At 64.3% G+C, this 23,030-nt stretch carries 23 protein-coding genes; 8 read left to right on the forward strand and 15 right to left on the reverse strand.

What is annotated here, in order from left to right; genetic code table 11:
• Nucleotides 1-60 precede the first annotated feature (60 nt).
• Nucleotides 61-1,059 carry a phosphatase PAP2 family protein gene (locus ABLI39_RS05070; protein WP_349412339.1) on the forward strand — a complete coding sequence of 333 codons (999 nt, stop codon included), beginning with the start codon at nt 61-63 and terminating at the stop codon, nt 1,057-1,059.
• Between the two features lie 80 nt (nt 1,060-1,139).
• Here the strand turns inward: ABLI39_RS05070 and ABLI39_RS05075 are convergent, their stop codons facing one another.
• The 5 genes from ABLI39_RS05075 to ABLI39_RS05095 form a co-directional block, all read right to left on the reverse strand.
• Nucleotides 1,140-2,354 carry an MFS transporter gene (locus ABLI39_RS05075; RefSeq protein ID WP_349412340.1) on the reverse strand — a complete coding sequence of 405 codons (1,215 nt, stop codon included), beginning with the start codon at nt 2,352-2,354 and terminating at the stop codon, nt 1,140-1,142.
• Between the two features lie 40 nt (nt 2,355-2,394).
• A complete protein-coding gene (locus ABLI39_RS05080) occupies nt 2,395-3,129 on the reverse strand; it encodes a GAF and ANTAR domain-containing protein (RefSeq protein WP_349412341.1) in 735 nt (244 codons plus the stop codon).
• A 16-nt stretch (nt 3,130-3,145) separates the two neighbouring features.
• On the reverse strand, nt 3,146-4,561 hold the full coding sequence (locus ABLI39_RS05085; protein ID WP_349412342.1) for a MinD/ParA family ATP-binding protein: 1,416 nt from the start codon (nt 4,559-4,561) through the stop codon (nt 3,146-3,148).
• A gap of 129 nt (nt 4,562-4,690) precedes the next feature.
• Nucleotides 4,691-5,575: a LysM peptidoglycan-binding domain-containing protein gene (locus ABLI39_RS05090; RefSeq protein WP_349412343.1), complete on the reverse strand. Its 885-nt coding sequence runs from the start codon at nt 5,573-5,575 to the stop codon at nt 4,691-4,693.
• 700 nt (nt 5,576-6,275) lie between these two features.
• On the reverse strand, nt 6,276-7,091 hold the full coding sequence (locus tag ABLI39_RS05095) for an MBL fold metallo-hydrolase (RefSeq protein WP_349412344.1): 816 nt from the start codon (nt 7,089-7,091) through the stop codon (nt 6,276-6,278).
• Between the two features lie 157 nt (nt 7,092-7,248).
• Here ABLI39_RS05095 and ABLI39_RS05100 point away from each other — a divergent pair, with 157 nt between their 5' ends.
• Entirely contained in the window at nt 7,249-7,851 is a 603-nt protein-coding gene (locus ABLI39_RS05100; RefSeq protein ID WP_349412345.1) for an ElyC/SanA/YdcF family protein, read from the forward strand.
• A 35-nt stretch (nt 7,852-7,886) separates the two neighbouring features.
• Here ABLI39_RS05100 and ABLI39_RS05105 read toward each other — a convergent pair whose 3' ends face one another.
• Nucleotides 7,887-8,645 carry an SGNH/GDSL hydrolase family protein gene (locus ABLI39_RS05105; RefSeq protein WP_349412346.1) on the reverse strand — a complete coding sequence of 253 codons (759 nt, stop codon included), beginning with the start codon at nt 8,643-8,645 and terminating at the stop codon, nt 7,887-7,889.
• 588 nt (nt 8,646-9,233) lie between these two features.
• Nucleotides 9,234-10,712 (reverse strand): O-antigen ligase family protein, encoded by a 1,479-nt coding sequence (locus tag ABLI39_RS05110; protein WP_349412347.1) that lies wholly within the window; start codon nt 10,710-10,712, stop codon nt 9,234-9,236.
• Between the two features lie 142 nt (nt 10,713-10,854).
• Here ABLI39_RS05110 and ABLI39_RS05115 point away from each other — a divergent pair, with 142 nt between their 5' ends.
• Nucleotides 10,855-11,757 (forward strand): SGNH/GDSL hydrolase family protein, encoded by a 903-nt coding sequence (locus ABLI39_RS05115; protein WP_349412348.1) that lies wholly within the window; start codon nt 10,855-10,857, stop codon nt 11,755-11,757.
• 26 nt (nt 11,758-11,783) lie between these two features.
• Nucleotides 11,784-12,065, forward strand: coding sequence for a hypothetical protein (locus ABLI39_RS05120; RefSeq protein ID WP_349412349.1), 282 nt, complete (start codon nt 11,784-11,786; stop codon nt 12,063-12,065).
• Here ABLI39_RS05120 and ABLI39_RS05125 read toward each other — a convergent pair.
• From ABLI39_RS05125 to ABLI39_RS05150, 6 genes are all read right to left on the reverse strand, one after another.
• Nucleotides 12,062-12,703: an SGNH/GDSL hydrolase family protein gene (locus ABLI39_RS05125; protein WP_349412350.1), complete on the reverse strand. Its 642-nt coding sequence runs from the start codon at nt 12,701-12,703 to the stop codon at nt 12,062-12,064. The genes ABLI39_RS05120 and ABLI39_RS05125 overlap by 4 nt on opposite strands.
• Nucleotides 12,704-12,716: 13 nt before the next feature.
• A complete protein-coding gene (locus tag ABLI39_RS05130) occupies nt 12,717-13,232 on the reverse strand; it encodes an acyltransferase (protein ID WP_349412351.1) in 516 nt (171 codons plus the stop codon).
• 4 nt (nt 13,233-13,236) lie between these two features.
• Nucleotides 13,237-13,911, reverse strand: coding sequence for an SGNH/GDSL hydrolase family protein (locus ABLI39_RS05135; protein WP_349412352.1), 675 nt, complete (start codon nt 13,909-13,911; stop codon nt 13,237-13,239).
• Nucleotides 13,912-14,017: 106 nt separating this feature from the next.
• Nucleotides 14,018-15,460, reverse strand: a complete 1,443-nt coding sequence (locus ABLI39_RS05140) for a dihydrolipoamide acetyltransferase family protein (protein WP_349412353.1) — start codon at nt 15,458-15,460, stop codon at nt 14,018-14,020.
• Between the two features lie 2 nt (nt 15,461-15,462).
• On the reverse strand, nt 15,463-16,575 hold the full coding sequence (locus tag ABLI39_RS05145) for an alpha-ketoacid dehydrogenase subunit beta (protein ID WP_349412354.1): 1,113 nt from the start codon (nt 16,573-16,575) through the stop codon (nt 15,463-15,465).
• The gene (locus ABLI39_RS05150) at nt 16,572-17,789 is read right to left on the reverse strand and encodes a thiamine pyrophosphate-dependent dehydrogenase E1 component subunit alpha (RefSeq protein WP_349412355.1); all 1,218 of its coding nucleotides are present in this window, start codon (nt 17,787-17,789) and stop codon (nt 16,572-16,574) included. The genes ABLI39_RS05145 and ABLI39_RS05150 overlap by 4 nt, the downstream gene beginning before the upstream one ends.
• Before the next feature lie 159 nt (nt 17,790-17,948).
• On the opposite strand from ABLI39_RS05150, the gene ABLI39_RS05155 reads away from it, so the two are divergent.
• From ABLI39_RS05155 to ABLI39_RS05165, 3 genes are all read left to right on the forward strand, one after another.
• Nucleotides 17,949-18,410 carry an Lrp/AsnC family transcriptional regulator gene (locus ABLI39_RS05155; protein ID WP_349412356.1) on the forward strand — a complete coding sequence of 154 codons (462 nt, stop codon included), beginning with the start codon at nt 17,949-17,951 and terminating at the stop codon, nt 18,408-18,410.
• 273 nt (nt 18,411-18,683) lie between these two features.
• Nucleotides 18,684-20,180 (forward strand): tyrosine-protein kinase domain-containing protein, encoded by a 1,497-nt coding sequence (locus tag ABLI39_RS05160; RefSeq protein WP_349412357.1) that lies wholly within the window; start codon nt 18,684-18,686, stop codon nt 20,178-20,180.
• A 274-nt stretch (nt 20,181-20,454) separates the two neighbouring features.
• The gene (locus tag ABLI39_RS05165) at nt 20,455-21,528 is read left to right on the forward strand and encodes a glycosyltransferase family A protein (protein WP_349412468.1); all 1,074 of its coding nucleotides are present in this window, start codon (nt 20,455-20,457) and stop codon (nt 21,526-21,528) included.
• Nucleotides 21,529-21,660: 132 nt separating this feature from the next.
• Here the strand turns inward: ABLI39_RS05165 and ABLI39_RS05170 are convergent, their stop codons facing one another.
• On the reverse strand, nt 21,661-22,275 hold the full coding sequence (locus ABLI39_RS05170; protein ID WP_349412469.1) for a transposase: 615 nt from the start codon (nt 22,273-22,275) through the stop codon (nt 21,661-21,663).
• Here ABLI39_RS05170 and ABLI39_RS05175 point away from each other — a divergent pair.
• Nucleotides 22,198-22,590 (forward strand): hypothetical protein, encoded by a 393-nt coding sequence (locus ABLI39_RS05175; RefSeq protein ID WP_349412358.1) that lies wholly within the window; start codon nt 22,198-22,200, stop codon nt 22,588-22,590. The two genes, ABLI39_RS05170 and ABLI39_RS05175, sit on opposite strands and share 78 nt — an antisense overlap.
• Before the next feature lie 50 nt (nt 22,591-22,640).
• Here the strand turns inward: ABLI39_RS05175 and ABLI39_RS05180 are convergent, their stop codons facing one another.
• Nucleotides 22,641-22,925, reverse strand: a complete 285-nt coding sequence (locus ABLI39_RS05180) for a transposase family protein (protein ID WP_349412359.1) — start codon at nt 22,923-22,925, stop codon at nt 22,641-22,643.
• Between the last annotated feature and the right edge of the window lie 105 nt (nt 22,926-23,030).

Raw genomic sequence — 23,030 nt, forward strand, 5'->3', positions numbered from 1 at the left:
CTGCCGGTTCCCGGCCGACCGTCAGGCAGGTCCTAGCGTTCTGTGGGAACCTGTATAGCGATGAGTTTTCGGCAGGAACGCAGCAGCGGTCAGGCGGCACCCGGCATCAGGCGGGACCGCTTCCCCGGACGCGCCCCGGCGCGTCCCGGCGGACACCCCTCGACGCCGCCGGCCCCGGAGCCCTCCCGTCCGGGCGGGGCCGCCGGCTTCCTCTTCCTGCTGGCAACCCTTGGCTGCGCCGCCGCCCTCGCCGCCACATATTACTTCTTCGTGCGCACCACCACCGGCCAGTTCATTGACGAATCGGCGCTGGTCGAGGCTGTGGAAATCCACGGCGCCGCCGGCAAAGCCAGCAACAAACTCCTCGACTGGCTCCCGGCCCTGTCCGTGCTGATCGCCTCGGTGGTGGTCCTGTTCGTGACGGTGGCCCGCCGCCGCTGGAGGGCCGCCGGCATCGCTGTGCTGGCCGCCACGGGCGCCAACGTCGCCACCCAGGTCCTCAAGGACCTGGTCCCGGTCCGTCCGTTCCGCGGCATCGAGACCCTTGAGCTCAATTCCCTCCCTTCCGGCCACACTACGCTGGCCGCCTCCGCCGCGGCCGCAGTGTTCCTGATGGTGTCGCCGCGCTGGCGGCCGCTGGCGGGGTTCCTGGGCGGCAGCTTCGCCGTCGCCACCGGGGTGTCCACGCTCATTAACCAGTGGCACCGGCCCGCCGATGTGGTGGCGGCGTTCCTGGTGGTGGGGGCCTTCACGCTGCCCGCGGGCTGGCTGATCATGCGCACCGGACGCCGCTGGAATGTCTGGGAGGGCTACAACAGCCACTGGGCGTCCGCTCGGCTGTGGGTCGCCGTCCCGGTGCTGGCCGGGCTAGCCTCCGCCGCCGTGGCCGCCTACTCGCTGCTGAAAATCGCGCCCGGGCCGGGCCAGGAAGGCAGCACCACCAACTACTTCTGGGCAGGCACCTCGCTGATCGTTATTACCGGCTACCTCGCCACGGTCGCCCTGGTGTGGTTGTTCGGCCACGCCGCACGACGCCGGACCCAACTGACTCGCAGCTAAGGCCGTTTTGGGCGCTGAAAACGGCCCCAGCTGCGAGTCAGTTGGGACACAACGGCTTGGGGAAGCGCGCCTGGGAACCCTCAGTAGTTCCGGCGGTGCCGGAGCCGGGGGATGGTGATGGCGAAGACGGCGGCAGCGGCGAAGCCCAGCACGCCGGTGGCCCCCACCCCGGCCCCGAGGGAGGCGGCGGCCGTGACGCCGGAGAGCAGCACCGGGCCGCCGGTGGCGCCGGCGTCGGCCAGGAACCGCCAGATCCCGAGGAACTGGCCGCGCCCGTTGTCCGGCGAGAAGTCGGCGCCGAGGGTCATGTTCAGCCCGGAGCTGATGCCGTTGCCAAAGCCGATCAGGAGCGCCGCGAGCAGCAGGCCCACGAATCCGGTGCTGAGCGGGATCAGCAGCAGGGCCGTGCCCATAATGAGCGTGGAGGGCACCGCCACCCACTGGCGGCCCTTGCGGTCCATCAGTTTGCCGGCCGGGTAGAAGACCAGCATGTCGATGGCCCCGGAGAGGCCGTAGATCAGCGAGGCGCCGGTCGCGTCCATGCCGAGGTGATCGGCCCAGAGCGGGATCACCACCTGGCGGGAGGCACGCAGCGCGCTCAGCAGCAGCACCCCCATGCCCACACTCAGGAACACCCCGGCGTGGGAGGCCGCGACGCTGCGCAGCGTCGGCTGCCGGACGGGGGTACCGTCCGCCGGGGCGGCCGCCGCGACGAGGTCGGGGATGGTCATAGACAGGGCCGCGGCGGCCGCCATCGCCACCACGCCTGCCCAGTAGGCCGCGCTGATGCCGCCGAACGGCATTACCGCCGCGCCGATGAACGGGCCGATGAAAATGCCGATCCGGTTCACCCCGCCCAGGGTGGAGAGCGCCCGGGCCCGGAGGATCACCGGAACCGCCTCGGTCAGGTACTTCTGCCGGGCCAGGCTGAACACGCTGGCGGCCATACCCACCACCACCATCGCCGCGGCCAGCAGCCAGATCCCGTCCGGCACCAGTGGCGCCAGGGCGGCGGCGGCGAGGGCGACGGCGCTCGCGGCCGCCGCGCCGACGATCGCCCAGCGCTCGCCGAACTTCAGGGTCAGGAGCGACGCGGGCAGGTTGAAGAACCACGAGCCCAGCCCGATCAGTGTCACGATCAGCGCCGCGACGGCCACCGAGGCGCCGAGGTCCCGGGCGGACAGGGCCACCACGGGCAGGATCGCGCCCTCGCCGATGCTGAACAGCAGGGCCGGGCCGAAGGCGGGGACGGCGATGCTGCGGAGGCTGAAGGTTGCGGGGCGTGTGGTGGTCATCCCCTTCATCCTAGGGCCGCACGTTCAGCAGGCCGCAGGGTCAGCCCTCGAAGTGCGTGTGGATTTCCTCACCCGTAACGTTCCCCAGCACCTCGGCGGCGACGTCGCGGAGCTTTTGGTTCCGGTTGCTGGAGACCCGGGTGAGGATGGCCATCGCGTCCTCCTGCGAGCACCGGTTCTGCGCCATGACGACGCCGCACGCCAGGTCGATGGAGGTTCGGTGCTCCATGGCGGCCTGCAGGTCCTCGGCACGGGTCTGGGCGGTCCCGATCCGGACGGCCAGGCGCAGCGCCCGGCCGGCGATGTCGGCCAATCCGGCGGCCTCGGACACAACTTCGGCGGTAAAGACGCCGGTCGCGGGTGCGAAGAAGTTCAGCGCCGCCGTGGAGTCGTCTCCGATTTCCAGCGGGACGCCAAGGGTGCTCCGGCAGCCGTGCGCGGCGAGCTGTTCCTGGTATTCCGGCCAGCGCGGGTCGGTGGCCACGTCGGCCAGGAGCACCATGGTCTTCGTCCGCAGCGCCTCGATGCAGGGGCCCTCCCCCAGGCTCTGCTCGATCTGGTCCAGCATCACCGCGGTGGGGCTGGACCCTGCGACGGTCATCGTCTTTCTGCGTCGTTGGAGGGTCACGCCGCATTCGATATCCGTCCCGGCGAAGTGGCTCAGGGTTGACGCAGCGAACTCCGAGAGCCCGTCCAGGAAGTCCTCAACGGTTTCGGTGCCCTCAACGAGGTCTTGCAGATGGACGGTGGCCTCGCCCTCGACGTACTTACTCATGGCCTAAATCTAGCGGCTAAACGTAGCCGTCGACGATCGCCGCGGCGATCTCCCGGTACGCCCGCCGGGTCTCCGGCCGCAGGGCATCGAGGGTGACAAGGTCGCCGTCGGCCACGCCGCGGTCATGCGGGACGGCGATCAGCTGGCGGCAGATGCCGGAGAGGTGGTCCTCGATGGCGTCCTTGTCCACCCTTGAGGAGACTTCGTCCTTGTCCGTGATGACCACAACGGCGTTCCGCGCGAGATCCTCGTAGCCGTGGCTGGCGAGCCAGTGCAGGGTGCTCCTGGCCCGCTTGGCGCCGCTGACGGCGTAGCCGGCAGCGATGATGAGGTTGTCTGCGGACTGCAGGATCCCGCTCATGGCATTATGGGTCACCCCGGTGCCGCAGTCGGTGAGGGCCACGGAGTAGTAGCCGGAGATCAGCTTGCGGATGCGCAGGTATTCCTGGGCGGTGAGCGAATCGGAGACCTCCGGGTCCTGTTCCCCGGCGATCAGGTGGAGGCGTCCGGCGTGGTGCATGTACCGGGCCAGGGCGGTCAGCGAGTCGATGGATTCGACGTTGCGGAGCAGGTCGCTGATGGTCCGCGGGGTCTGCTGCTGGTAGATCCCTTCGCCGAGGGCGCGCTCCACGAGGTCACCGGAGTCCGGGTTGGCGTCGATGGCGCACGGCGGGTCGCCGCGGTATTCGGCCAGGGTCAGTCCGACGCCGACCGTGGTGGAGGTCTTGCCGATGCCGCCCTTGAGGCTCAGCACCGCGGTGTTGTAGCTGCCCTGCAGCTGGCGGGAAATCCGCCGCGCGAGCTCGTCCTCTTCACGCTGCCGGGCGCTCGGGCCCAGGTTCAGGCTGCCGCCCGTCAGGTTGTAGAGGGTGCCGCGGAGCCCGCCGACGGGCCGGGGCTTCTGTTCCCGGACGAAGAGGCCCGGCGAGCTGATGAAGTCCGGGATCGGCGCCTCGGCCAGGGCGGCGGCCCGGCCGGCGGAACGGGTGGCACGGGCCGGCGGCGGCGGCACGTTGCCGGGCGCAGATTCAAAGGCCGGGTCCGGGCTCCGGTTCGGGGCCGCCGCGGTCTCGTGCGGTTCTTGCTGCGCCGTTGGTGCCTGCGGGGCGGCCGACGTCGGCGCGCTGGCGGGAGGAAGCGGCGCCGCGGGAACCTCGCTGATCACCGGAGTGGCGCCGGTGGCCGGGTAGCCAAAGCGCTCGTCAGCGGCTTCCGCGGCTTGGGCCCACGAGCTGCTGCGCGGCGGAGCCGGGCGGGTGGGGGGTTCCGTGGTGTCCGCGGGGGCGCTGCGTGGGTTAACGACCGGCATGGTTCCTGTCCGGGCAGCCGAGTTCTCACCGTCGGCGCGACGCAGGTCGCGACGGCGGCGGAGTTCAGGCTGTCCTGCGTTTTCAGCAGTGGTAGCTGAGTTGTCTTCCACCGGTTCGGGCATCTTTTGGTTTCTCCCCCAGGACTCACCGCGGAGCACGCTGCGGCGCTTGTTGGAACTTCTTTCAAGCACCCAGTCTAGGCGCAGCCCTAATGCCCGGTGGTCCAGCGGCGACGCAGCACTGCGGCCAGGCTAGTTGAGCGCGATCAGCAGCATCTGGTTTGTGCCCGGGATGCAGGTCTGGAGAATGGCGCGGGGGAAGCCGCCGAAGACGGCAGCGACGTCGTTAGTCGAGCCGCCCTGTCCTACCTGGCCGCGGCCCGTTGCCGTGTAGGTGCCGTAGCCGGAGACGACCACCGTTTCGCCGACGCTGATCCCCGAGAACCTCGCCCAACCTCCGCAGAAGTCGTGCTCGGTGATGAAGAGCGAATACGCATCGGTCGGGGTGAAGTGGATGGGGCCGATGCACCGGTCCACCATGGCCTGTCCGCCCGAGCCGGCCACAAAGATGGTCCGCGCGGCCGGGGCAACAGCCGCGGCGGCAGCGGGAGCCTCCGAGGGTGCGGGTGCCGCCGCAGGGGCGGCAATCGCGGGACCTGAGAGTTTGAGCGTCTGGCCGGGCATGATGGGAGTGAACGCTCCCAGCCCGTTTGCTACCAGCACCGTGGCGACATCCAGCCCGAACCGGGCTGCGATGGCGCCGACGGTGTCCCCCGGCGCTACAACGTACTGGTTGCTCTCGATGGCACTGGCCGCAGCGGCGTCTGTTGGCGCAGCCGGCGCGGCCACCGGAGCCGAGACCTGAGCGGCAGGAACCTCCGGCGCCGGGCTGGAGGGTGCGGTACTGGGCACTGCGGAACTGCGCGGGGCCAAGGTTTGCTCCGAGACCGAGTCCTCAGTGCCCGCGGCCACCTCGGCGGCCGCCGTCGCCGCAGTCAGCCCGGGCGCCTGGCGCCCCTGCATGGCCGCGGCCGGCCAAGCCACCAAGAGGACCATGGCCGCCAGCAGCAGCCTGAGGATCGTTTGCAGCTTCCGACGATTTCCCGAAAGCTCATGACGTCTGGGAGCCATCTGCATCAGCCCGACCTATAACTAGGCGGTTCAACCAGGGCCCGATTTTGGGTCCCTAGGGACCCTCAGGGCAGCTGCCCACCCGGCAGGATCGCGGTGGCAGAACCCCTGGACTGGCCAGAGCCGGAGCAGGTGCGCTGCTCCGACGGTACCGATCGGCGGACGCCCGCACACGCGTAGTCATGTACTTCAATTCCAGACCACACCACTCGGTCCGAGCGACCTCCTAATGACCAGCGGGGTCTGGACTAACGGAGTGCCAGCGCCAGGACCACGACGGCGGCGGTGGCAATGGCGAGGATCGTCAAGGCGGCGTAAGCCCACCATTTGGGCTTCGTGCGGTGCGGATTGATGTCGATGTAGGGCAAAACTAGGGGACCTGACGTTGAAGGGCGGACGCGTGGCGCTTGCGTTTCACGCAAATCGCCACATAGAACACGGCAGCGAGGAATAGCATGCTGCCTAAAAGGACGCCGAGTGCAAGCACGTAGCCGGGCAATGTCAAAGGTGAGACCTCCTGAGTACAGCGGCACCATTGATGCGCGGCCGGGATCCCCATCCTCCGGGCGAGCTGAGCGCTGACGGAATTAAACCCTCGAACGCGGGTCCTCCACGAGGTTACGCAGCGGCTTCGAGGGTTGTCGATTCGGCGCGCTAAAAGGTTCCGCAGGCTTTGCGCAGCATGGGGACAGGATTCTCGCAGCCCTCAGTGGTGGGCGCGGGTCTCCTGCAGGCGCCGGATGAACCACCGCGACTGCTCCGGGCCGTAAGGAAGGATCGGGATCGCCTTGGTGGCGTCGTTCGGCGTCTCGCGGGTGGCCTGGGTGGCCTGCCGCACCGCCGTGCTCATGGTGTTGGCCATGGTCTTGACGTACTGGTCGCTGCAGGGTTCGCCGTGGCCCGGGACCAGGAATTCGTAGCGGTGCCGCAAGGCAGAGACGTGCCGCAGGGCATCGGCCCATTCCTCCGGAAAGGAATCCTCAAAAGACGGGTGCGCGCCCTGCTCCACGAGGTCTCCCGCGAACAGCGTGGTGCCCGTCCCCACCAGCAGGTCACCGTCGGTGTGGCCGCGGCCCAGGTAGAACAGGGTGGCCGTCTGACCGCCCAGATCCACCAGGACCGGCTGGTCCTTGACAATCGCGTTCGGAACCACAAGCTCCACCGAAGCCCCCTGGCCGGCAGCCATTTCCGGTTCCGCCGCCTCCACCAGGCGCCGCTGGGCGTCACCGTTGTCCTCGATCTCGGCGGCGCAGTTTTGGTGCCCCCAGAACTCGCTCACGCCGTCGTCGGCGAATACGGCGTTGCCGAAGAAGTGGTCGTAGTGGGCGTGGGTGTTGACCACCACCAGCGACAGCTGCGTCTTTTCCCGAACGGCGTCCAGGATTTCGCGGCCCTGCCGGGGCCCTCCGCCGGTATCGATCACCATGGCACGTTCAGTGCCTATGATCAGCCCGGTGTTGAGCAGGGATCCTTTGGTGGTCAGCACATAGTTGTCCTGGCCGACCTCTAGCCATCGTGACATGAAATCTCCGTATTTCCGGCACCTTCTAGCGCCGCTGGCCTTGCGATGTTCAGGTTTCGATTCTAACCGCCGGGCTGCGCCTTCCCCGCAACCCGGCATAGTAAAGTAGGCGCCAGTGCATCGCTGCCACCCGTATCCCCTTCGGCAAAAGGACAGCATGACCGTCACCGACCTCCAGGAACCAGTGGCTCGGACAACCCAGCGAAAAGAGAACTTCCTCAGGGTTGCTTCCGCCCTAGCGACCCTCGTCATCATCTGGGCAGTTTCCGGGTTTTTTCTGTACGTGGCTCCTGCCGCGGACAATCCCAGGCACGCAGATGTGCTGTTTGTCCTCGGGCCGCCGGACCAGCGGATGGAGTATGCCCAGAAGCTCATGGAGCAGGGATACGCGCCCGTATTGGCAGTTTCGGTCCCCCTCGCCCAGGACGGCCGGTTCGACGCCGAAATATGTAGTGCCCACCGCACGTATCGGATTCTTTGCTTCCATCCAGAGCCCTTCACCACCCAGGGCGAGGCGCGGGCGCTGAGGGATCTTTCCGCCCAGTACGGGTGGAAGAGCGCCGACGTTCTCACGGCTCAATTCCATCTGGCGCGGGCGCAGGTCATCGTGGAGCGCTGCTACAGCGGCGAGCTGGGCATGGTCGCTGACCGAAGGAGGATGCCGCTGGTCTCGGTCACGAACTTCCACGGTTCGTGGATGTACCAGTACATCTACCAGACAGCGGCATTCGTCAAGGTGGCTCTCAACCCGGGCTGCTGACGCTCATATTCGGCTAACCATCAGCTGATTGGTCGTCACTTTGTGGGGAGTGCATCCTTGAGTGCCGCGTAAATGGCGGTATGTCCAGCGTCCTTGGTGTCGGCACCATCTGGCGTAATCCAGTCCGGGTGCCCGACCAGTGGCTGTTTGACGTCCACATAGTCGCCCCTCACGGCCGTCACCGCAGCACGAATGGCGTCACCGTAGGCGGCCAGCTGAGCGGGCGGTTTGGAGGAGTCCCAGACAGGGCTGACCGCAACAATGCGGGCATTCGGCAGCGCGGTGCGCAGTTCCGCATAGAAGCTGTCAACGGCTGACACGAAGGGGGCATATCTGAATCCGACGTCATTGCGGCCGCCGGACACGATCACCGTGTCCGGCTTCGCTTTGACGGCTTCGGGGATCATCTCCTCAAACGTGGGGCAGTAGTCCAGGCCGCACGCAGCTTTGGGGCTGGCAGGCGTTGCCAAGTATCCGGTGCCGCCCCGCGCGATGTTCTTCTCCGTCCACCCCCGGTCGAGGGACAGCTTGGAGGTCCACCTGCTCGCAGGCGTTGAGGACCCCGCACCCTGCGCGAAAGAATCACCGATGAATACCACTCTTTGGGCCGGAGCCATTGCCGACGCAGTCGCGGTCGCGGTGGCGGTCGCAGTCGCGGTGGCAGTCGTCAGCTTGGCGACGTTCTCGTCGTAGTACTTCTGAACTTTCTCCGAGACGGGAGGGGCTGCAGCACAGCCCGTCATGGTGAACGCCACCGTCAGAACCAGGGCAGGCAGAATGCGGTAACTAGTCATATGTGTTCCCCCAGGGTGAGCAAGCGAAGTCTTGACGATTCTACGTCCGGGCCATCGGTCCTCGGGGACTGGGGCTATCCAGATAACGGTGTATCCGGCGGTTACATTTAGACTAGCCTCAGCAATAGTGCTCGCGAAACGGGGTGGGAGGACGCCACCTGGCTCGTTTCCAGCGGAACGACGCCCACGTTCGCCACCGCGGTCTACACAACCGGCGCTCTCACTGCGGGACGGTGGCAGCAAATGGCATCGGGCGCTCCGGAAGGTGCGTCATCACAGCTCCAGATTGAAGACCTCGGCGGCTGGCAGGCCGCAGTCGCGGCCAGTGGTGCGGCGTCGGGTCAGACTTACCCTAGTTGACGTGAACAGTCCGTAGACTTCACCAACCCCGGCCCCATTTCATCAGGCATCACCGTCCCCCCTAGGCACGAAGCGCTCGCGCTCAAACTGCGGGCAACCATACCCGCTGGGGCGGTCCCGTGTCCGGGAAAATCAGTCTCGGGCTGGCGACCGTGTATGACCTGACCGCGCTCGGCATCACCGGCTCCGAAGCAAGAAGGGCCTTGGGCCGCTCCTAAGCGATCTCGGCTATAGCTTTGCGGCCGGTGTCGGTCGAGTGAACTTTATCGCCTTACGGGCAGAAATCAGATAGCTTGTCCCACCTACAGGCGTGGGTAACTGCTCGTCTGGGGATGCAGCAAGATCCTCAAGGCTCGGTTTCGTCCTGAAGGCCGACGCCAGCATGAGTAGGCACATGAGGACGGCCAGGGAAAAACCTTTATCCTCCGTCGGCGCGCCGAAAATGAGGGTGGCCACCCACACGGCCAGGGCACCTGTCATCATCGCTTGTTCCGGAAGCCTGGGCTGCAAATTTTTATGCACGCGGAACGCAGGAGTGGCGATTAGCGCCAACGCTATGAAAAGGAGGACCGTGCCAATGAGGCCGAACTTCGCTAGGAATGTTGCTGCAGTGTCCAGCTGGAAGTCCACCATGTATCCGCCCGGAGTGGGGTCTGGAAAGCGGTGGCCGAGGCCGACGCCGAGGATCGGGTAGCGGTTCCAGGCATCGAGCGCGAAGCCGGTAGCCCTGGCTCGGATGTAACCTGAAGTGTCCTGTCCGGCGCCCTCGGTCATGACGAGGATGCTGGCATCGATTCGCGATTGCAGGAAACCTGCGCTGGTCAGGTTCGGTGCGGCTACCATCAGCGCAGCAACAATACCCGAAGCGCAAACGACCAAACCTAGGAAGAGCTTGCTTGCGGGCACGCGAGCGTTTCGCGAAGCACCGACAACGCCAACGAGGGCTGCCAGCAGAATGAGCCCCCCACGGCTGCCCGTTATCAATACGCAAGCGAGGAGGAGGGCCACATACAGAAGCCACACCATCTTCACCCCCCGGCCTCCAAGCCCGAGCACGAAACCCATGGACACCCCAATGCTTAACGCCATCATGGAAGCCAAGCCAATGCGCTCGACGCTAAGGCTGCTGACCCCGCGGGCCGCCAGAAAGAGCACCGCGAAGGACACGGCCGCTAGGAGCGTGATGATCACCGTCACCACTCTCACTGACTTTCGATTCATGGTGGACGCCCCATCAATTGCCAAGGGCACAGCGGCAGCGATCATCAGGTACGTGATGCCGTCGCGGGCCGCTTCTGTGACAGGCACACCCATAATCAAAGTACCAACCGTGAACGCTATTAAAACAAGAACGACTAGTAGGAGAGCACCACGCAGAGCAGGTTTGAAAAGTGCTCCCCACTCAGTTTTCATATGCGCGCCACATCGGATGACGGCAATGAGTACAACCACCAGAGCAGCAGCGAAATAGACAAGCTTCACAGCGGAAGCACCGGAAGAACTCTGGAAAACGGCGAGGGCTCCGCCCGCGAAGATAGCAATACGGCCCAGCGGCTTCCCTATGGCATAGATCGCCGACCCTGCGGCAGGAAGGGCCAGCACTAGCCAGGGGTAAGAGATCGACATGAAAGTTGCCATCAAGACCACCACCGAAGCGACGACCGAGATCAAAACAGTGACCCTGTTGACGACGTAAAGTTCCCGCACGGATTCCCCCAAAGCGCTGATGTAATCGCTCCCATGATATGCGGTTGATTATGTGCTGCTAACACTGGCTAACGGCGACGCTCTGATAGACACCCCCACTTATGCGCCATCTGCCGGTGGTTCGTTCGCAGCTCAACCTCTCTTGGCAAAGCTCAAGGCGAACTACGAGAACGCCGCCATTCTGGTAACTGGAGACTCGACCGGAGTTTACAACGGACCCAATACGAACTGGGTTGAGTTCATGGGACAGGACCTCGCCGCACAGTTCCCCGCCTATACGGTCAAGAAAGCCGCATGGAACGACACCAGCGGAGCATACGATCCAATGGTGACGGTTGCCACGGGCACCGGCCCGAACACCCTGACGATCTACAACGCGAGTGTGTCAGGGAAGACTTTCGAGTACCCCCTCGCCTCACGTCTGGAAAATCTCGCCGGGGCGATACAGCCCGACCTCATCCTCATGAACAACGGCCACAACGAGAGCGGCACCCTCGACCCTGTCCGCATCCCCGAGCGGGCGATTACAGCAGTGGAATCGTTGCGCGTTGCGTGCGCTAGCGCCTCGGTCATCGTCATGTCGCAGAATCCGCGCATCGACATTGCCACCACGCCGCCAAATATCGAAGGTATCCGCGCAGGGTACTTCCGCAAAGTCGCGCAGCTGATGGGATATGGGTTTGTTGATATTCACCAGGCGTTTGTTGACAGCGGCAATGTTGCGGGGCTTCTGAACTCTGACGGGCTCCACCCAAACGCGGCGGGCTCGCGTCTCTGGGCTGACAACATCAAGGCCGCGCTGACCTACAACAAATCGGCGAGCCCGCTCACGATGGCGCCCCCAGCGTTCTACGTGCCGGGCGTGAACCTGCTCCCAAACGGAGACTTCAAGCAGTTCCCGTCGCCGCCGGCGCTGCCGAACTGGACGGCAACAATGCCACGCTCTCGAAAGACACCACGAACCGGGAATCAAGCAACGGCTACGCTGTCCGGTTGCAGTCAACGTCGGGGGGCGCTCAGTCATTCATCCAGTCGGGCGGCCTGAACTACATGCTACTGGCAGGAAAGTGGTTGACGTTCGCCGTCCGCATGAGGATACCCACCGGGCAGGGTGGCAATGCGGGACAGGTCAGTATCGACATTGATTACAACTCGATAATCTCACGGCCATGTGCTGACGCTAGGGACGGCTTTTTCTGGACGGCAGTAACAACGCGCGTCCCAAAGAACGTGTCGAACCTGAATGTGACCATCTGGGGCAACACCGACGCCGTTGCATCCGACATCACCATCGACCGCGCCGTACTGGTCACCGGGCAAATTCCGCGTGACCTAAACACGCTTCTGGTCTAGCGCCGGAGGATGGCCTTGGCGGTCCTGCGGGCTTGAGCCTGGGCTGAGCGCCATCCGTAGCCCAGCCAGTACGGCGCGCCGAGTCCATTCTTCCCTTGATTCAAGGCGAGGGTAGAAGGGGCCGGCGCGCCGATGGCGGCGGCGGCCCGGTCAGCTATGCGGAGGTGGCCCAGCGCCGTTGGGTGTACCCCATCTGCCGCTAGGAACCTCCCGCCGGCGAGTGCCGCGTCAACGACTGTGATCCCGCGGGCTGCCGCTATGTCCTCAATTATGGCGGTAGCCTCGGCGCTGGTGGGAACGTTTAGGACAACGACGCGCTCACACGCGGAAGTCATGACCTCCGCTGCCGTCTCCATACTGGCGCGAAAGACCTTGGCGTCCCAGTTCTTCAGGGCGTCGTTGGTGCCCATATTGAACACGCCCACGGCGTACTTGCCACGGACGCGGGGCAAAAGGTCCGTCACGATCTCAGCGGAGCGTATGCCGCCTCGGGCATATCGGGTGTACGAAAGGTCCATGGCGTCAGCGAGCCACTGCGCCCACGACATCGCCGGGACACCCGCCATCGAATCGCCGTGACCATCAACAATACTGTCGCCTACAGCTAGCAATCCCCCAGAAGTCATGTGCAATGCCATTTCGTTGTTCCGATCATGCAAGAATTCGCTTGAGTTCCGCCGGCACTCCAGCGTAGAAGCCGTTGGGCTCACAGTCGGTCGTGACGACGCTGCCGGCCGCAATTACGCATCCGTCACCAATCGATACACCCGGAAGAATCGTGACTCTGGCCCCGATCCAGCATCCGTTGCCGATGTTGACGGGACGCCTCTCCCTATTACCTGCACGCTCCTGTGGGCCGCCGAGCTCGTGACTGCTAGTAGCAATGATCACTTCGTAGGCAAGCGAAGTCTTCGCCCCTATCGTTACTGGAGCGGTGAGGTCGATGAAGCATCGGTAGTTGACGAAGCTGTGCGGGCCAATGGTCAGCCCTTCGATGCCTCCGAGGAATACGCCGGCTGCGATATTTGCGCTCGGATCGATTTGATGCCTGGAAATCAGGCTAATGAGTGCCCCTCGTACCCTTCTGGGGACGATGTAAGACCCGGCGGCACCATTAATCGCTGCATCGATCCAGGTGGCTTTCAGCTGCTCCGCTACTTTACTCATCGGTCTAGCCCTTGACTGCCTTCGCCAGGACGGCGCTGATGGCGTTCACTCCGGGAAGTGTGGGGTGGACGCCATCAGTGGTCATGCCTGGCGCGTACGTGTCACCTTTGCGGACGCCGGCCATGGAGTCAACGAACGCCCAGCCCTGCTGGGCGGAGAGGGCTTGAAGTTTTGTGTTGTAGGCAGTCGCTGCGGCCGGGTCAGAGTCAAGCGGCGGGATGGCGGATATAAGGACACGCTTCGCGCCAACGGTCTTGACAATGGCTATGAGGTTGGCAGCGCTCTTGCCGAACGGGACGCCGGCGAGCACGTCATTAGTCCCGGCCATCATGACCAGAACCTCCGCGGGCTGAGCCTTCACTCCAGCCGTCATCGCATCGGTAGTCGAACCATGCTTAGCCCAGCCCCCAACGAACTTCGTCCCCGCCGGCATGTGACTCACCCAGGACAACGCGCCGGTTTTACCGCCGTTGAAGTCCGGGCTGTCACCCTCAGTCACCGAGTCTCCAACGGCGGTAAACGTGACCGGCTGTGCGGTAGGCGCCGCGCTCGGCTTGGACGCCACGTTCTCGTCGTAGTATTTCTGCACCCGCTCGGAGACGGGCGGCGGGCTCGCTGCGCAACCGGCCATGACGGTGGCGACGATAGCCAGAACGACGGCGATCAGAATGCGGCGCAAGAGTCCCCCAAGATGCAGATGTGATTGCCAACATCCTATGCCACGGGAAACGGTCCATAAGACCGGTTAAGTGACCCAGGACTATCAGAGCCCCTGCACCAATATTCTAGAGATCGGCCAGCACCGACCCCGGATTTTCGATTGCGTCGGCCACGTAGCGCAGGAAGCCGCCGGCGGTCCCGCCGTCGCAGACGCGGTGGTCGAAAGTGAGCGTCAGCTCGGTGACCTTGCGGACGGCGAGCTCCCCGTGGACCACCCACGGCTTGTCGATGATCCGCCCGACGCCGAGGATCCCCACCTCGGGGTGGTTTATGATCGCCGCCGAACCGTCGACGCCGAAGACACCGTAGTTATTCAGCGTGAACGTGCCACTGCCGAGCTCCGCGGGGGTCGCCTTGCCCTCGCGGACGACGGCGGTGAGGCGGCGGATTTCGGCGTCCAGTTCGCGGGCGCTGAGCTTGTCCGCGTTGCGCACCGAGGGGACCATCAGGCCGCGGTCCGTCTGCGCCGCGAAGCCGAGGTTGACACCGTCAAAGGCAACGATCTCCTTGGATGCCCCGCCGGCGGCGTCCTCGGTGGTGACGATCCGGGTGTTGAGCTCCGGGTACTTCTTCAGCCCGGCGGTGACAAACCGCGCGATGAACGCCAGCAGCCCGGGCGTGTTGTGCGGGTCCGACCTCTTCAGCGCGGCCCGCATTTCCAGCAGCGCCGTGGCATCCACGTCCACCCACACGGTGGCCTCCGGGATCTCGGACCGGCTGCGCGCCATGTTCGCGGCAACGGCCTTGCGCACGCCGCGCACCGGGGTCCGCCCGGCGATGCCCAGCCCGGTCCGCGCGTCAGTGCCGCCGGCCGGGGCCGGGGCTTCCGTTCCGGCCGGAGCCTCCGGGCGCTCGACCACCGAGGGCTTGATGGCGGCCTCGACGTCCCGCCGCATGATCAGCCCGCTGGCCCCCGACCCCTGGAGTTCCCCCAAATCAACCCCATGGTCCCGAGCCATCCGCCGGACCAGCGGAGAAATAACCGCCCCCAACTTCCCAGGAACCCGCGTCCGCATCAGCACCAAATCATCGGCAGCCTTCTCAGCCGCCGGCACCTGGACCGCCCCCCGCCTAGGAGCCCGACTCCGCCGAGCAACCCCATGCCCGCCAGGAGTCCCGTACCCAATCAACACATTCCCGGACCCGGCCTTCTCCTCCTCGCGGTAAACCTCGGCAGCAACTGCAGCAGGCGAGTCCACGACAGTGTCAGGTGAGTCGACAGCGCGACCAGCCGACGCAGGCAATGCCGCCCCGGGGGCCGCACCAACCGGAGTCACCGAGATCAAAGGCTTCCCGACATCGAGGGTCTGCCCGGGCTCGCCGTGCAGCACGGCCACGGTCCCGGCGTACGGCGACGGCACCTCGACCATTGACTTGGCCGTCTCCACCTCGGCGATCGGCTGGTCGACGCGGATCTCATCGCCCACGGCCACGAGCCAGCTGACGAGCTCGGCTTCGGTGAGACCCTCGCCCAGGTCCGGCAGGAGGAATACTTTCGGCTTATTCATGGTCAGTCTTCCCACTGGAGGTCGTCGACGGCGTCGAGGATGCGGTCCACGCCGGGCAGGTAGTAGTGCTCGAGTTTCGGCGCCGGATACGGCACATCGAAGCCGGTGACCCGGCGGATCGGGGCGGCGAGGTGGTGGAAGCAGCGCTCCTGGACCCGGGCCACGATTTCGGAGGCGACGGAGGCGAAGCCGTGGGCTTCGGCGATGACCACGGCGCGGCCGGTCTTACGGACCGAGGCGCAGACCGTCTCGTCGTCGAACGGCACGATCGAGCGGACGTCGATCACCTCAAGCGAGCGGCCCTCCTCAGCCGCAGCGGCCGCGGCGGCGAGCGCCGTCGGGACGGAGGGGCCGTAGGCGATCAGCGTCGCGTCGGTGCCGGGGCGGGCGACGGCGGCCCGGCCCTCCGAGGAGGTCCCCCGTTCGGTGTTCTCGGCGTGTTCGGCACGGAGTGCGTCCAGGTCCACCTGGTCCTTGGACCAGTAGAGCTTCTTGGGTTCCATGAACATCACCGGGTCATCGGAGTCGATGGCCTCGCGCAGCATCCGGTAGCCGTCCGCGACCGTGGCCGGGGTGAACACCTTGAGCCCGGCGGTGTGGGCGTAGTAGGCCTCTGAGGAGTCGCAGTGGTGCTCCACTCCCCCGATGCCGCCGGCGTACGGGACCCGGATGACGATGGGCAGCTTGACGGTGCCCTTGGTGCGGTTGTGCATCTTGGCGACGTGGCTGACGATCTGTTCGAAAGCCGGGTAGGCGAACGCGTCGAACTGCATCTCGATGACCGGGCGCATGCCGTTCATCGCCATGCCCACGGCCATGCCCACAATGCCGGACTCGGCCAGCGGGGTGTCGAAGCAGCGGGACGTCCCGAACGTCTTGGTCAGCCCGTCCGTGATGCGGAAGACACCGCCGAGCATGCCGACGTCCTCACCGAAGACCAGGACCGACTCGTCCGCGCGCATCGCGTCGGCCATGGCGGTGTTGAGCGCCTTGGCCAGGGTGACGGTCTGCGGGCCGGTCTTTTCGGCTTCAACGGCGGCCTTGGCGGCCGCGCGGGCGGTCGCGGCGCTGACGTTGCCGTTTGCCTCGGAGGAGGTGGTGACGGTGGGGCTCATTTCGCGGCCACTTCCCGGGAGAGCTCGTCGGCGAGCAGGGCGGACTGTTCCCTCAGCTGGGGGGTGGGGGTGGAGAAGACGTACTTGAAGAGGTCCAGCGGTTCCACCGGGACGTCTTCGCTGAGCCCTTCGCGGAGCGCGGTGGCGACAGTTTCGGCCTTGTCGGCGATCCGGGCGGCGCCGTCGTCGTCGAGCAGTCCGAGCCCGGTCAGGTAGGTCTTCATCCGGCTCAGCGGATCCTTGGCCACCCATTCCGCCACTTCGCTGTCCTGGCGGTAGCGGGTGGCGTCGTCGGCGTTAGTGTGGGCCTGCATCCGGTAGGTGTGGGCTTCCACCAGCAGCGGGCCGGAGCCCTCGCGGGCGAGCTTCACGGCCCGGCCCAGCACCGCCAGGAGGGCGACGATGTCGTTGCCGTCCACGCGTTCGCCGGCCATGCCGTAGCCGACCGCCTTGTGCGCGAGGGACGGCGCGACCGACTGGTGCGCCAGCGGCACGGAGATGGCGTACTGGTTGTTCTGGACGAAGAAGACCACGGGCAGGTGGAAGACCGCGGCGAAGTTCAGTGCCTCGTGGAAGTCGCCTTCGCTGGTGGCGCCGTCGCCGCACATGGCCAGGACGACGGTGTCCTCGCCGCGGAGTTTGGCCGCGTGGGCGACGCCGACGGCGTGCAGCAGCTGGGTGGTCAGGGGGGTGCACTGGATGCCGACCTTGTGCCTGGCCGGGTCGTAGCCGCCGTGCCAGTCGCCGCGGAACAGCGTCATGGTCTGGACCGGATCCACGCCGCGGGCCAGCACGGCCACCGAGTCGCGGTAGGTGGGGAACATCCAGTCGCCGTCGGACAGGCAGAGTGCCGCCGCGACCTGGCAGGCTTCCTGGCCGTGGCTGGAGGGATAGACGGCCATCCGGCCCTGCCGCACCAGGGCGGAGTTCTGGTCGTTGACGCGGCGTCCGACGACGAGCTGCTCGTAGGCGGCCAGCAGTTCCGCGTCCCCCGGGAGGCTGTATTCGTGGCCGGGCTGGGCGCCCTGCTCCGTGTCCGCATTCAGGGCCCCGTCCGGGCCCACGATCTGGATCGGGTGCCGGGCCGGGAGCATGTAGTCCTCGACCGTGATGCCGAACTTGCGCACGGCCTCGCTCGCGGCGTTCTGCGCCGGCGCGGCGGGCGCCTCCCCGCGCTCGGGCTGCTGCGCAGGGTGGTCTGCGGAGATCGTCATTGGTCCGTCCTTCTGTAGCCACTATTCGCCTCCAGTATGGTCCCGGAGGCTTTTTCGTATCCACCTCCGGGCAAAATCATGGAGAAGTCCTGAATATTGCCCTAATCTTGAAGACAGAATGCAAGTGTGAGCTGGATTACCGGCGGGGGATGTGGACAAATGGCAGGCACGGAGCCGGAGCAGGCGGTACCGCTCGATGAGGTGGACCGGAACATCATCGCGGAGCTGACCCGGGACGGCCGGATGTCCGTGACCCAGGTGGCCGAAAACGTCCATATTTCGCGGGCTCACGCCTACACCCGGATTGCCCGGCTGACCGGCGAAGGCGTCCTGACCAAGTTCACGGCCCTCGTGGATCCGATCAAGGCCGGCTTGAAGTCCTCCGCCTACGTGACCCTCAAGGTGCGCCAGCATTCTTGGCGCGAACTGCGGGAGCTGCTCCGCGCCATCCCCGAGGTGCACCACATCGCGCTCGTCGGCGGGGACTTCGACGTGATCCTGCTGGTCCGCGCGGTGGACAACGTGGACCTGCGCCGGGTGATCTTCGACCAGCTGCAGTCCATGCCCGGGGTGCTGGATACTCAAACGTTCTTGGTGTTTGAGGATTTGGATACGCGGTAGTGGCGCCCTCGCGACCATCGCCGCCCGCTCCGCACCACCCCGAGGTGCAGACTCATGGGTCCGTAGTCGAACAGTCGCAGGCACCACCGAGGTGGAGCGGGCGCCTCGCTTGACCCTCCAGACACCCTGCGCTGCAAAGAAAATAGGGCTCGAACGGACCCCTGACACCCTTGGTGAGAACGCCCCGTACTTGATAGGTACAATTTACGAAGGCCGCGCGGCCATTCGGGGGGCCGGCCGCCAGCCGACCGCAGAACTATAGGGGGACCCAAGTTGGATCTACGCGACTATTTGCGCATTCTGCGCCGCAATTGGATGCTGGTCGTGGCGCTGGCTTCGATTGGACTCCTCTGCGGTGCAGCGGCCTCAGTCCTCGTCAAGGCTACCTACACGGCGCAGACTCAGCTCTTCGTGTCCATTCAAGGGTCCGGAAGTGTTTCGGAGCTCCAACAAGGCAACACCTTCAGTCAGGCGCGAGTCCAGTCCTATGTCAAGACCGTAGGCTCCCCTGCCGTGTTGCAGCCAGCGATCGACTCATTAGGGTTGGGAGAGACTGCAGCCCAGTTGGCGGAAAGAGTGACGGCCAGCACAGATCTAAACACGGTTCTAATCGAAATCTCCGTCACTGACGATTCCCCTGTCCAAGCGGCAGCCGTTGCCCAGGCCGTGGCAAACAGCCTCATCAGGGTCGTCGACAACCTTGAGAAGCCAAAGATGGAGAGCCCATCCCCCGTAAGTTTGTCCATAATCAAACCAGCCACGGCTCCGTCCGCTCCCTCCGCGCCAAACACTCGCCTGAATTTGATCTTGGGCCTCCTAGTCGGGCTCGGTGCTGGCGTTGCCGCCGCCACGCTCCGCACAACGCTCGACACGCGAATAAGAGGTGAGGCAGATCTCCGACGTCTCACATCAGCGCCACTTCTTGGCGGCATTTCATTCGATCAAGACGCAAAGAAACAGCCGCTCCTAACACAGGCTGGCCATCAGAGTCCCCGGGCCGAGTCATTCCGCCAGCTACGCACTAATCTCCAGTTCGCAAACGTTTCGGGAGAGGCAAAGGCAATCCTGATAACATCCTCGCTTCCCGGGGAGGGTAAAAGTACTACGGCCACCAACCTGGCGATAGCCTTGGCACAGGCTGGTAATTCTGTTTGCTTGGTGGACGCCGACTTGCGCCGGCCGATGGTTCACGAATATCTCGGGCTGGAGCGCAACGCAGGATTGACTACAGCGCTCATCGGCTCGGCAAATGTCACCGATTTGTTGCAGCCGTGGGGTGACGACAATCTCTACGTTTTGACATCCGGTCAAATTCCTCCCAACCCCAGTGAACTTCTCGGTTCCCGCGAGATGGAGCACCTGATTCTTGGTCTTGAGAATACGTTCGACACTGTTGTCATCGACGCGCCCCCGCTCTTGCCCGTAACGGATGCCGCAGTATTGTCCCAATATGTTAGCGGCACTGTTCTTGTAGTCGGATCGCATCAACTGCGAAGCCAGGACCTGGAAAAGTCCCTCAAATCTCTGGAGTTGGTGGATGCGAAAGTGCTCGGGATAGTGCTCAATCGCCTACCGTCCAAAGGTCCCGACGCCTACGCATATAGCTACTATTCGCAAGATCCAGGAAATGTCGAATTTGACCCCAGCCAAACGCACTCCCGTCCTAATGCAATCGACGCCGGTGCACCTCGGGCAGAACTTGAACGCATACTTTTTGACTCCGATGCCGACGAGCCCAGGCTCTTCCGAGCAGGACGTTTCAAGCCATAACTGGATGCCGTTTCCGTTTTGACCGATCAGCGAGCGGGAGCGCATTCGCCGTGACTTCCCAGGTGAGTGAGCCCAGTAGCCCGCTGTAGAGTAGACAGATCAGGTCACTACGCAGAATGACTGACCTGCCGTATGCGACCGGCTAGCGTCCCACCTAACATTGCGGTTGGAAATTTCCCCGGCACCGACTTGTGTTATTTGAATAAAACTGTGCAGCAGGCAATGGCTTCGATGTCAATGTCGAGGTTCTACTCATACTCAGTGATTGGAGATCATGAATCTCATGGACCTACCGTACGCCGCTATTAATTTGGCGCCCGTCCGCGAAGAGCTGTCGTCACAAGAGTCACCTTTTGCTAATGTCGAATTTACCGGATTTAAACGGGACCTCTCGCCGGCGATCCCGGTTGTCACTTACATTATTCCCGTCCACAATCAGGCCGCAATAATAAAGAACAATCTCCAATCCATTCTGAAGTGTTCTTCGATGCTGCATGAATTCATAATAATAGATGATGCCTCCACCGATGGCTCCGACAAACAAATTGCGGCATGGATAAGCAGTGTTTCTGAGAATTCTGGATTAACCACGTGCATTACGTTCATAAAAACTGAGTCTGACATCTTTGAGACGGCATGCGACAGCATCGGAATCCAGCTGGCTGCCGGTGAGTTCATCATCGAAGTGCAATCTGACATGACCCTGCGCGAACATGGGTTTGACCGCTTAATGGTGAATGCACTGACGACCAACGTTGATGTTTTCGCGGTGAGCGGAAGGGGCATACATCCCATCTCATCAGTCGTTGGAAAACAAGGTCCAAGAGCTGTCTTGGCAGACAAAATCCGATCAGCCACTCTCAGGGCTACTTCAATGCTCCGAAGCAGACGTGCATATCGGCCAAGCCCCATTCTCTTCATATTGTGCGGAGAGGCAGGCCGGTTGGGGGAAGACATCAATAAGCCCCTGGTTCAGGCGCAGGGCCGCAGACTGCTGTATGTTGGCGGATCTGTCATGCGAGGACCTTTGGCTTTTCGAAGAGATGAGTACGAGGTCCTTGAAGGTTTTGATCTCGAATGCTTCTTCCTCGGTAACGACGACCATGATTTGTTAAGTCGGGCAGCAGGTCTGCTCAAAAAGACTGGAGCCTATTTGCCCATTGCGTTCGACTCCCCGACTAATTTAGGCACGACGCGCCAGGTCCGCAACGAAAGCAAGGAAAAGCGATACCAACAGCTAAAGCGACAATTCACGATTGCAGCTGCTAAGAGCTACCTTGAGTCCCACGGTCCGCGGATGCCTGAACCGAAACGCAGCGTGCGAAAGATTTCGACGACTCTACTCTGAAAATTGATCCACCTCTCCGCTCAGAATATGGATGAGCACCCATGTTGCTCCCCAGCCTGGCTTGTATCGATTAAGTGCTGAGCTGCCGCAGAGATCTCGGATAGTGCGCCCTCTTTATGTGGCCCTTTGCGTTTAGGCACGGTTCATCTGTTTCGCCCGGTAGGGGCGGTGGCTGCGGGCGGCGACTAGGCATCTGAGCCGGTAGGTGGTGAAGTCGCGGAAGGCGCGGGCGATTCTGCGGATGGTATCGATGACGCCGTTGTGCGCTTCCGTGGGTCCATTGGAAGCGCCGTTGGTGTCGCAGTAGACCAGGATAGCCGTCTTCCATTGCTTGAGGGTCCGTCCGAGGCGGGCGACTTCCGGGATGGGCCAGCTCGGGAACGACGCGATCACCTCGCTCACGGTTGCCCTGCCCTGTTCGGGACGGGCGTGGTCGATGTTGCGCAGCTTCTGGTAGCACTGCCGGGCGGGGTGACTGCGTGGTCCGGGTTCCCGACGGTGAGCTTCGCGTCGAGCCGGGAAGCCTGTTTCTCGGTGAGGTGTTCGGCTCCGATCTGCAGGGTCCTGCGGTTCCGTAGAGCGGAGCGCACTTGCGGCCGCGGCGTCCCAGGATGTCCTGCTGGTCCCGGCGGCGGATCTCATCGACCATGGCCGACCCAGTTTCCCCACGTGGAAGGCATCCAGGACGGTGATGGCTTCGGGCAGTTCGTCGCGGATCGCGTTGACGTAGCCGCGGAAGGGATCCAGCGCCGCTGTTTGGGACTGCTGAAGGTTCTATTGACACTTTCACCCGGTCGGCGTATGCTTCCCGAAGCGTCCCGGCACGAGGTCCAGCAATTGGGCGTGAACGAAGCCGTGAGCGTCGCGGGTGTGGTCCACGATCCGGGTGACCATCCCGGTGCCGGGCGGCCCGGTGTGGGCCCAGATATGTTCGTCGACGCCGAGCGCATTCAGCCCCTTCAACCGGCGCGTGTCGGCGATCCGCCGCGGGGTCTCTGCCCTGATTTCGTGCCAGGTGGTGTGCCAGGAGACGCCGAGTTGGTGGGCCAGGGCCGAGACTGAGGTGTCGAAATACTGGGGCGCATCGGTTGCCTAAGTCACGGCACCGGCGGTCAATTTCGTGCGGGGTCCTGCCAACGCCAGAGGCGCTTGGCCCACGGCAGCCGCACCGGCCTGCCGAAACAGGGGATGTCATGGAGCCGGACCTGCCGGCGACTGTGCCCAACCGAGACGACGCCGCAGTCCGGACCACCGGTGACGTCTTCCCCGGGCTCGACGCCCAGAACCAGGCTGGCAGCCGTTGCCGTGACGGAGCTGACATGGACGCCCTCGACGCCGAGCAGCGCGTCCGCGCGCGTGCACCAGCGGTCGTCGAAACAAGACATAGAGTTATCCATGTCAGGGTCTCTTTTGGTGTTGGTAGGCTTGGTCGCTACCAATTCAAAGAAGCCCCGACCACTACCCCGCTGCACCACGCCGCACCGGGAACCCCTGCCCCGCGG

The sequence above is a fragment of the Pseudarthrobacter sp. B907 genome, from assembly GCF_040137805.1.
Taxonomy (GTDB): domain Bacteria; phylum Actinomycetota; class Actinomycetes; order Actinomycetales; family Micrococcaceae; genus Arthrobacter.

Coding starts and splice junctions, on each gene's coding strand:
- ABLI39_RS05070 (WP_349412339.1), top strand. CDS start 61: ATGAGTTTTCGGCAGGAACGCAGCAGCGGTCAGGCGGCACCCGGCATC.
- ABLI39_RS05075 (WP_349412340.1), bottom strand. CDS start 2,354: ATGACCACCACACGCCCCGCAACCTTCAGCCTCCGCAGCATCGCCGTC.
- ABLI39_RS05080 (WP_349412341.1), bottom strand. CDS start 3,129: ATGAGTAAGTACGTCGAGGGCGAGGCCACCGTCCATCTGCAAGACCTC.
- ABLI39_RS05085 (WP_349412342.1), bottom strand. CDS start 4,561: ATGCCCGAACCGGTGGAAGACAACTCAGCTACCACTGCTGAAAACGCA.
- ABLI39_RS05090 (WP_349412343.1), bottom strand. CDS start 5,575: ATGCAGATGGCTCCCAGACGTCATGAGCTTTCGGGAAATCGTCGGAAG.
- ABLI39_RS05095 (WP_349412344.1), bottom strand. CDS start 7,091: ATGTCACGATGGCTAGAGGTCGGCCAGGACAACTATGTGCTGACCACC.
- ABLI39_RS05100 (WP_349412345.1), top strand. CDS start 7,249: ATGACCGTCACCGACCTCCAGGAACCAGTGGCTCGGACAACCCAGCGA.
- ABLI39_RS05105 (WP_349412346.1), bottom strand. CDS start 8,645: ATGACTAGTTACCGCATTCTGCCTGCCCTGGTTCTGACGGTGGCGTTC.
- ABLI39_RS05125 (WP_349412350.1), bottom strand. CDS start 12,703: ATGGCATTGCACATGACTTCTGGGGGATTGCTAGCTGTAGGCGACAGT.
- ABLI39_RS05130 (WP_349412351.1), bottom strand. CDS start 13,232: ATGAGTAAAGTAGCGGAGCAGCTGAAAGCCACCTGGATCGATGCAGCG.
- ABLI39_RS05140 (WP_349412353.1), bottom strand. CDS start 15,460: ATGAATAAGCCGAAAGTATTCCTCCTGCCGGACCTGGGCGAGGGTCTC.
- ABLI39_RS05145 (WP_349412354.1), bottom strand. CDS start 16,575: ATGAGCCCCACCGTCACCACCTCCTCCGAGGCAAACGGCAACGTCAGC.
- ABLI39_RS05150 (WP_349412355.1), bottom strand. CDS start 17,789: ATGACGATCTCCGCAGACCACCCTGCGCAGCAGCCCGAGCGCGGGGAG.
- ABLI39_RS05155 (WP_349412356.1), top strand. CDS start 17,949: ATGGCAGGCACGGAGCCGGAGCAGGCGGTACCGCTCGATGAGGTGGAC.
- ABLI39_RS05165 (WP_349412468.1), top strand. CDS start 20,455: ATGAATCTCATGGACCTACCGTACGCCGCTATTAATTTGGCGCCCGTC.
- ABLI39_RS05180 (WP_349412359.1), bottom strand. CDS start 22,925: ATGGATAACTCTATGTCTTGTTTCGACGACCGCTGGTGCACGCGCGCG.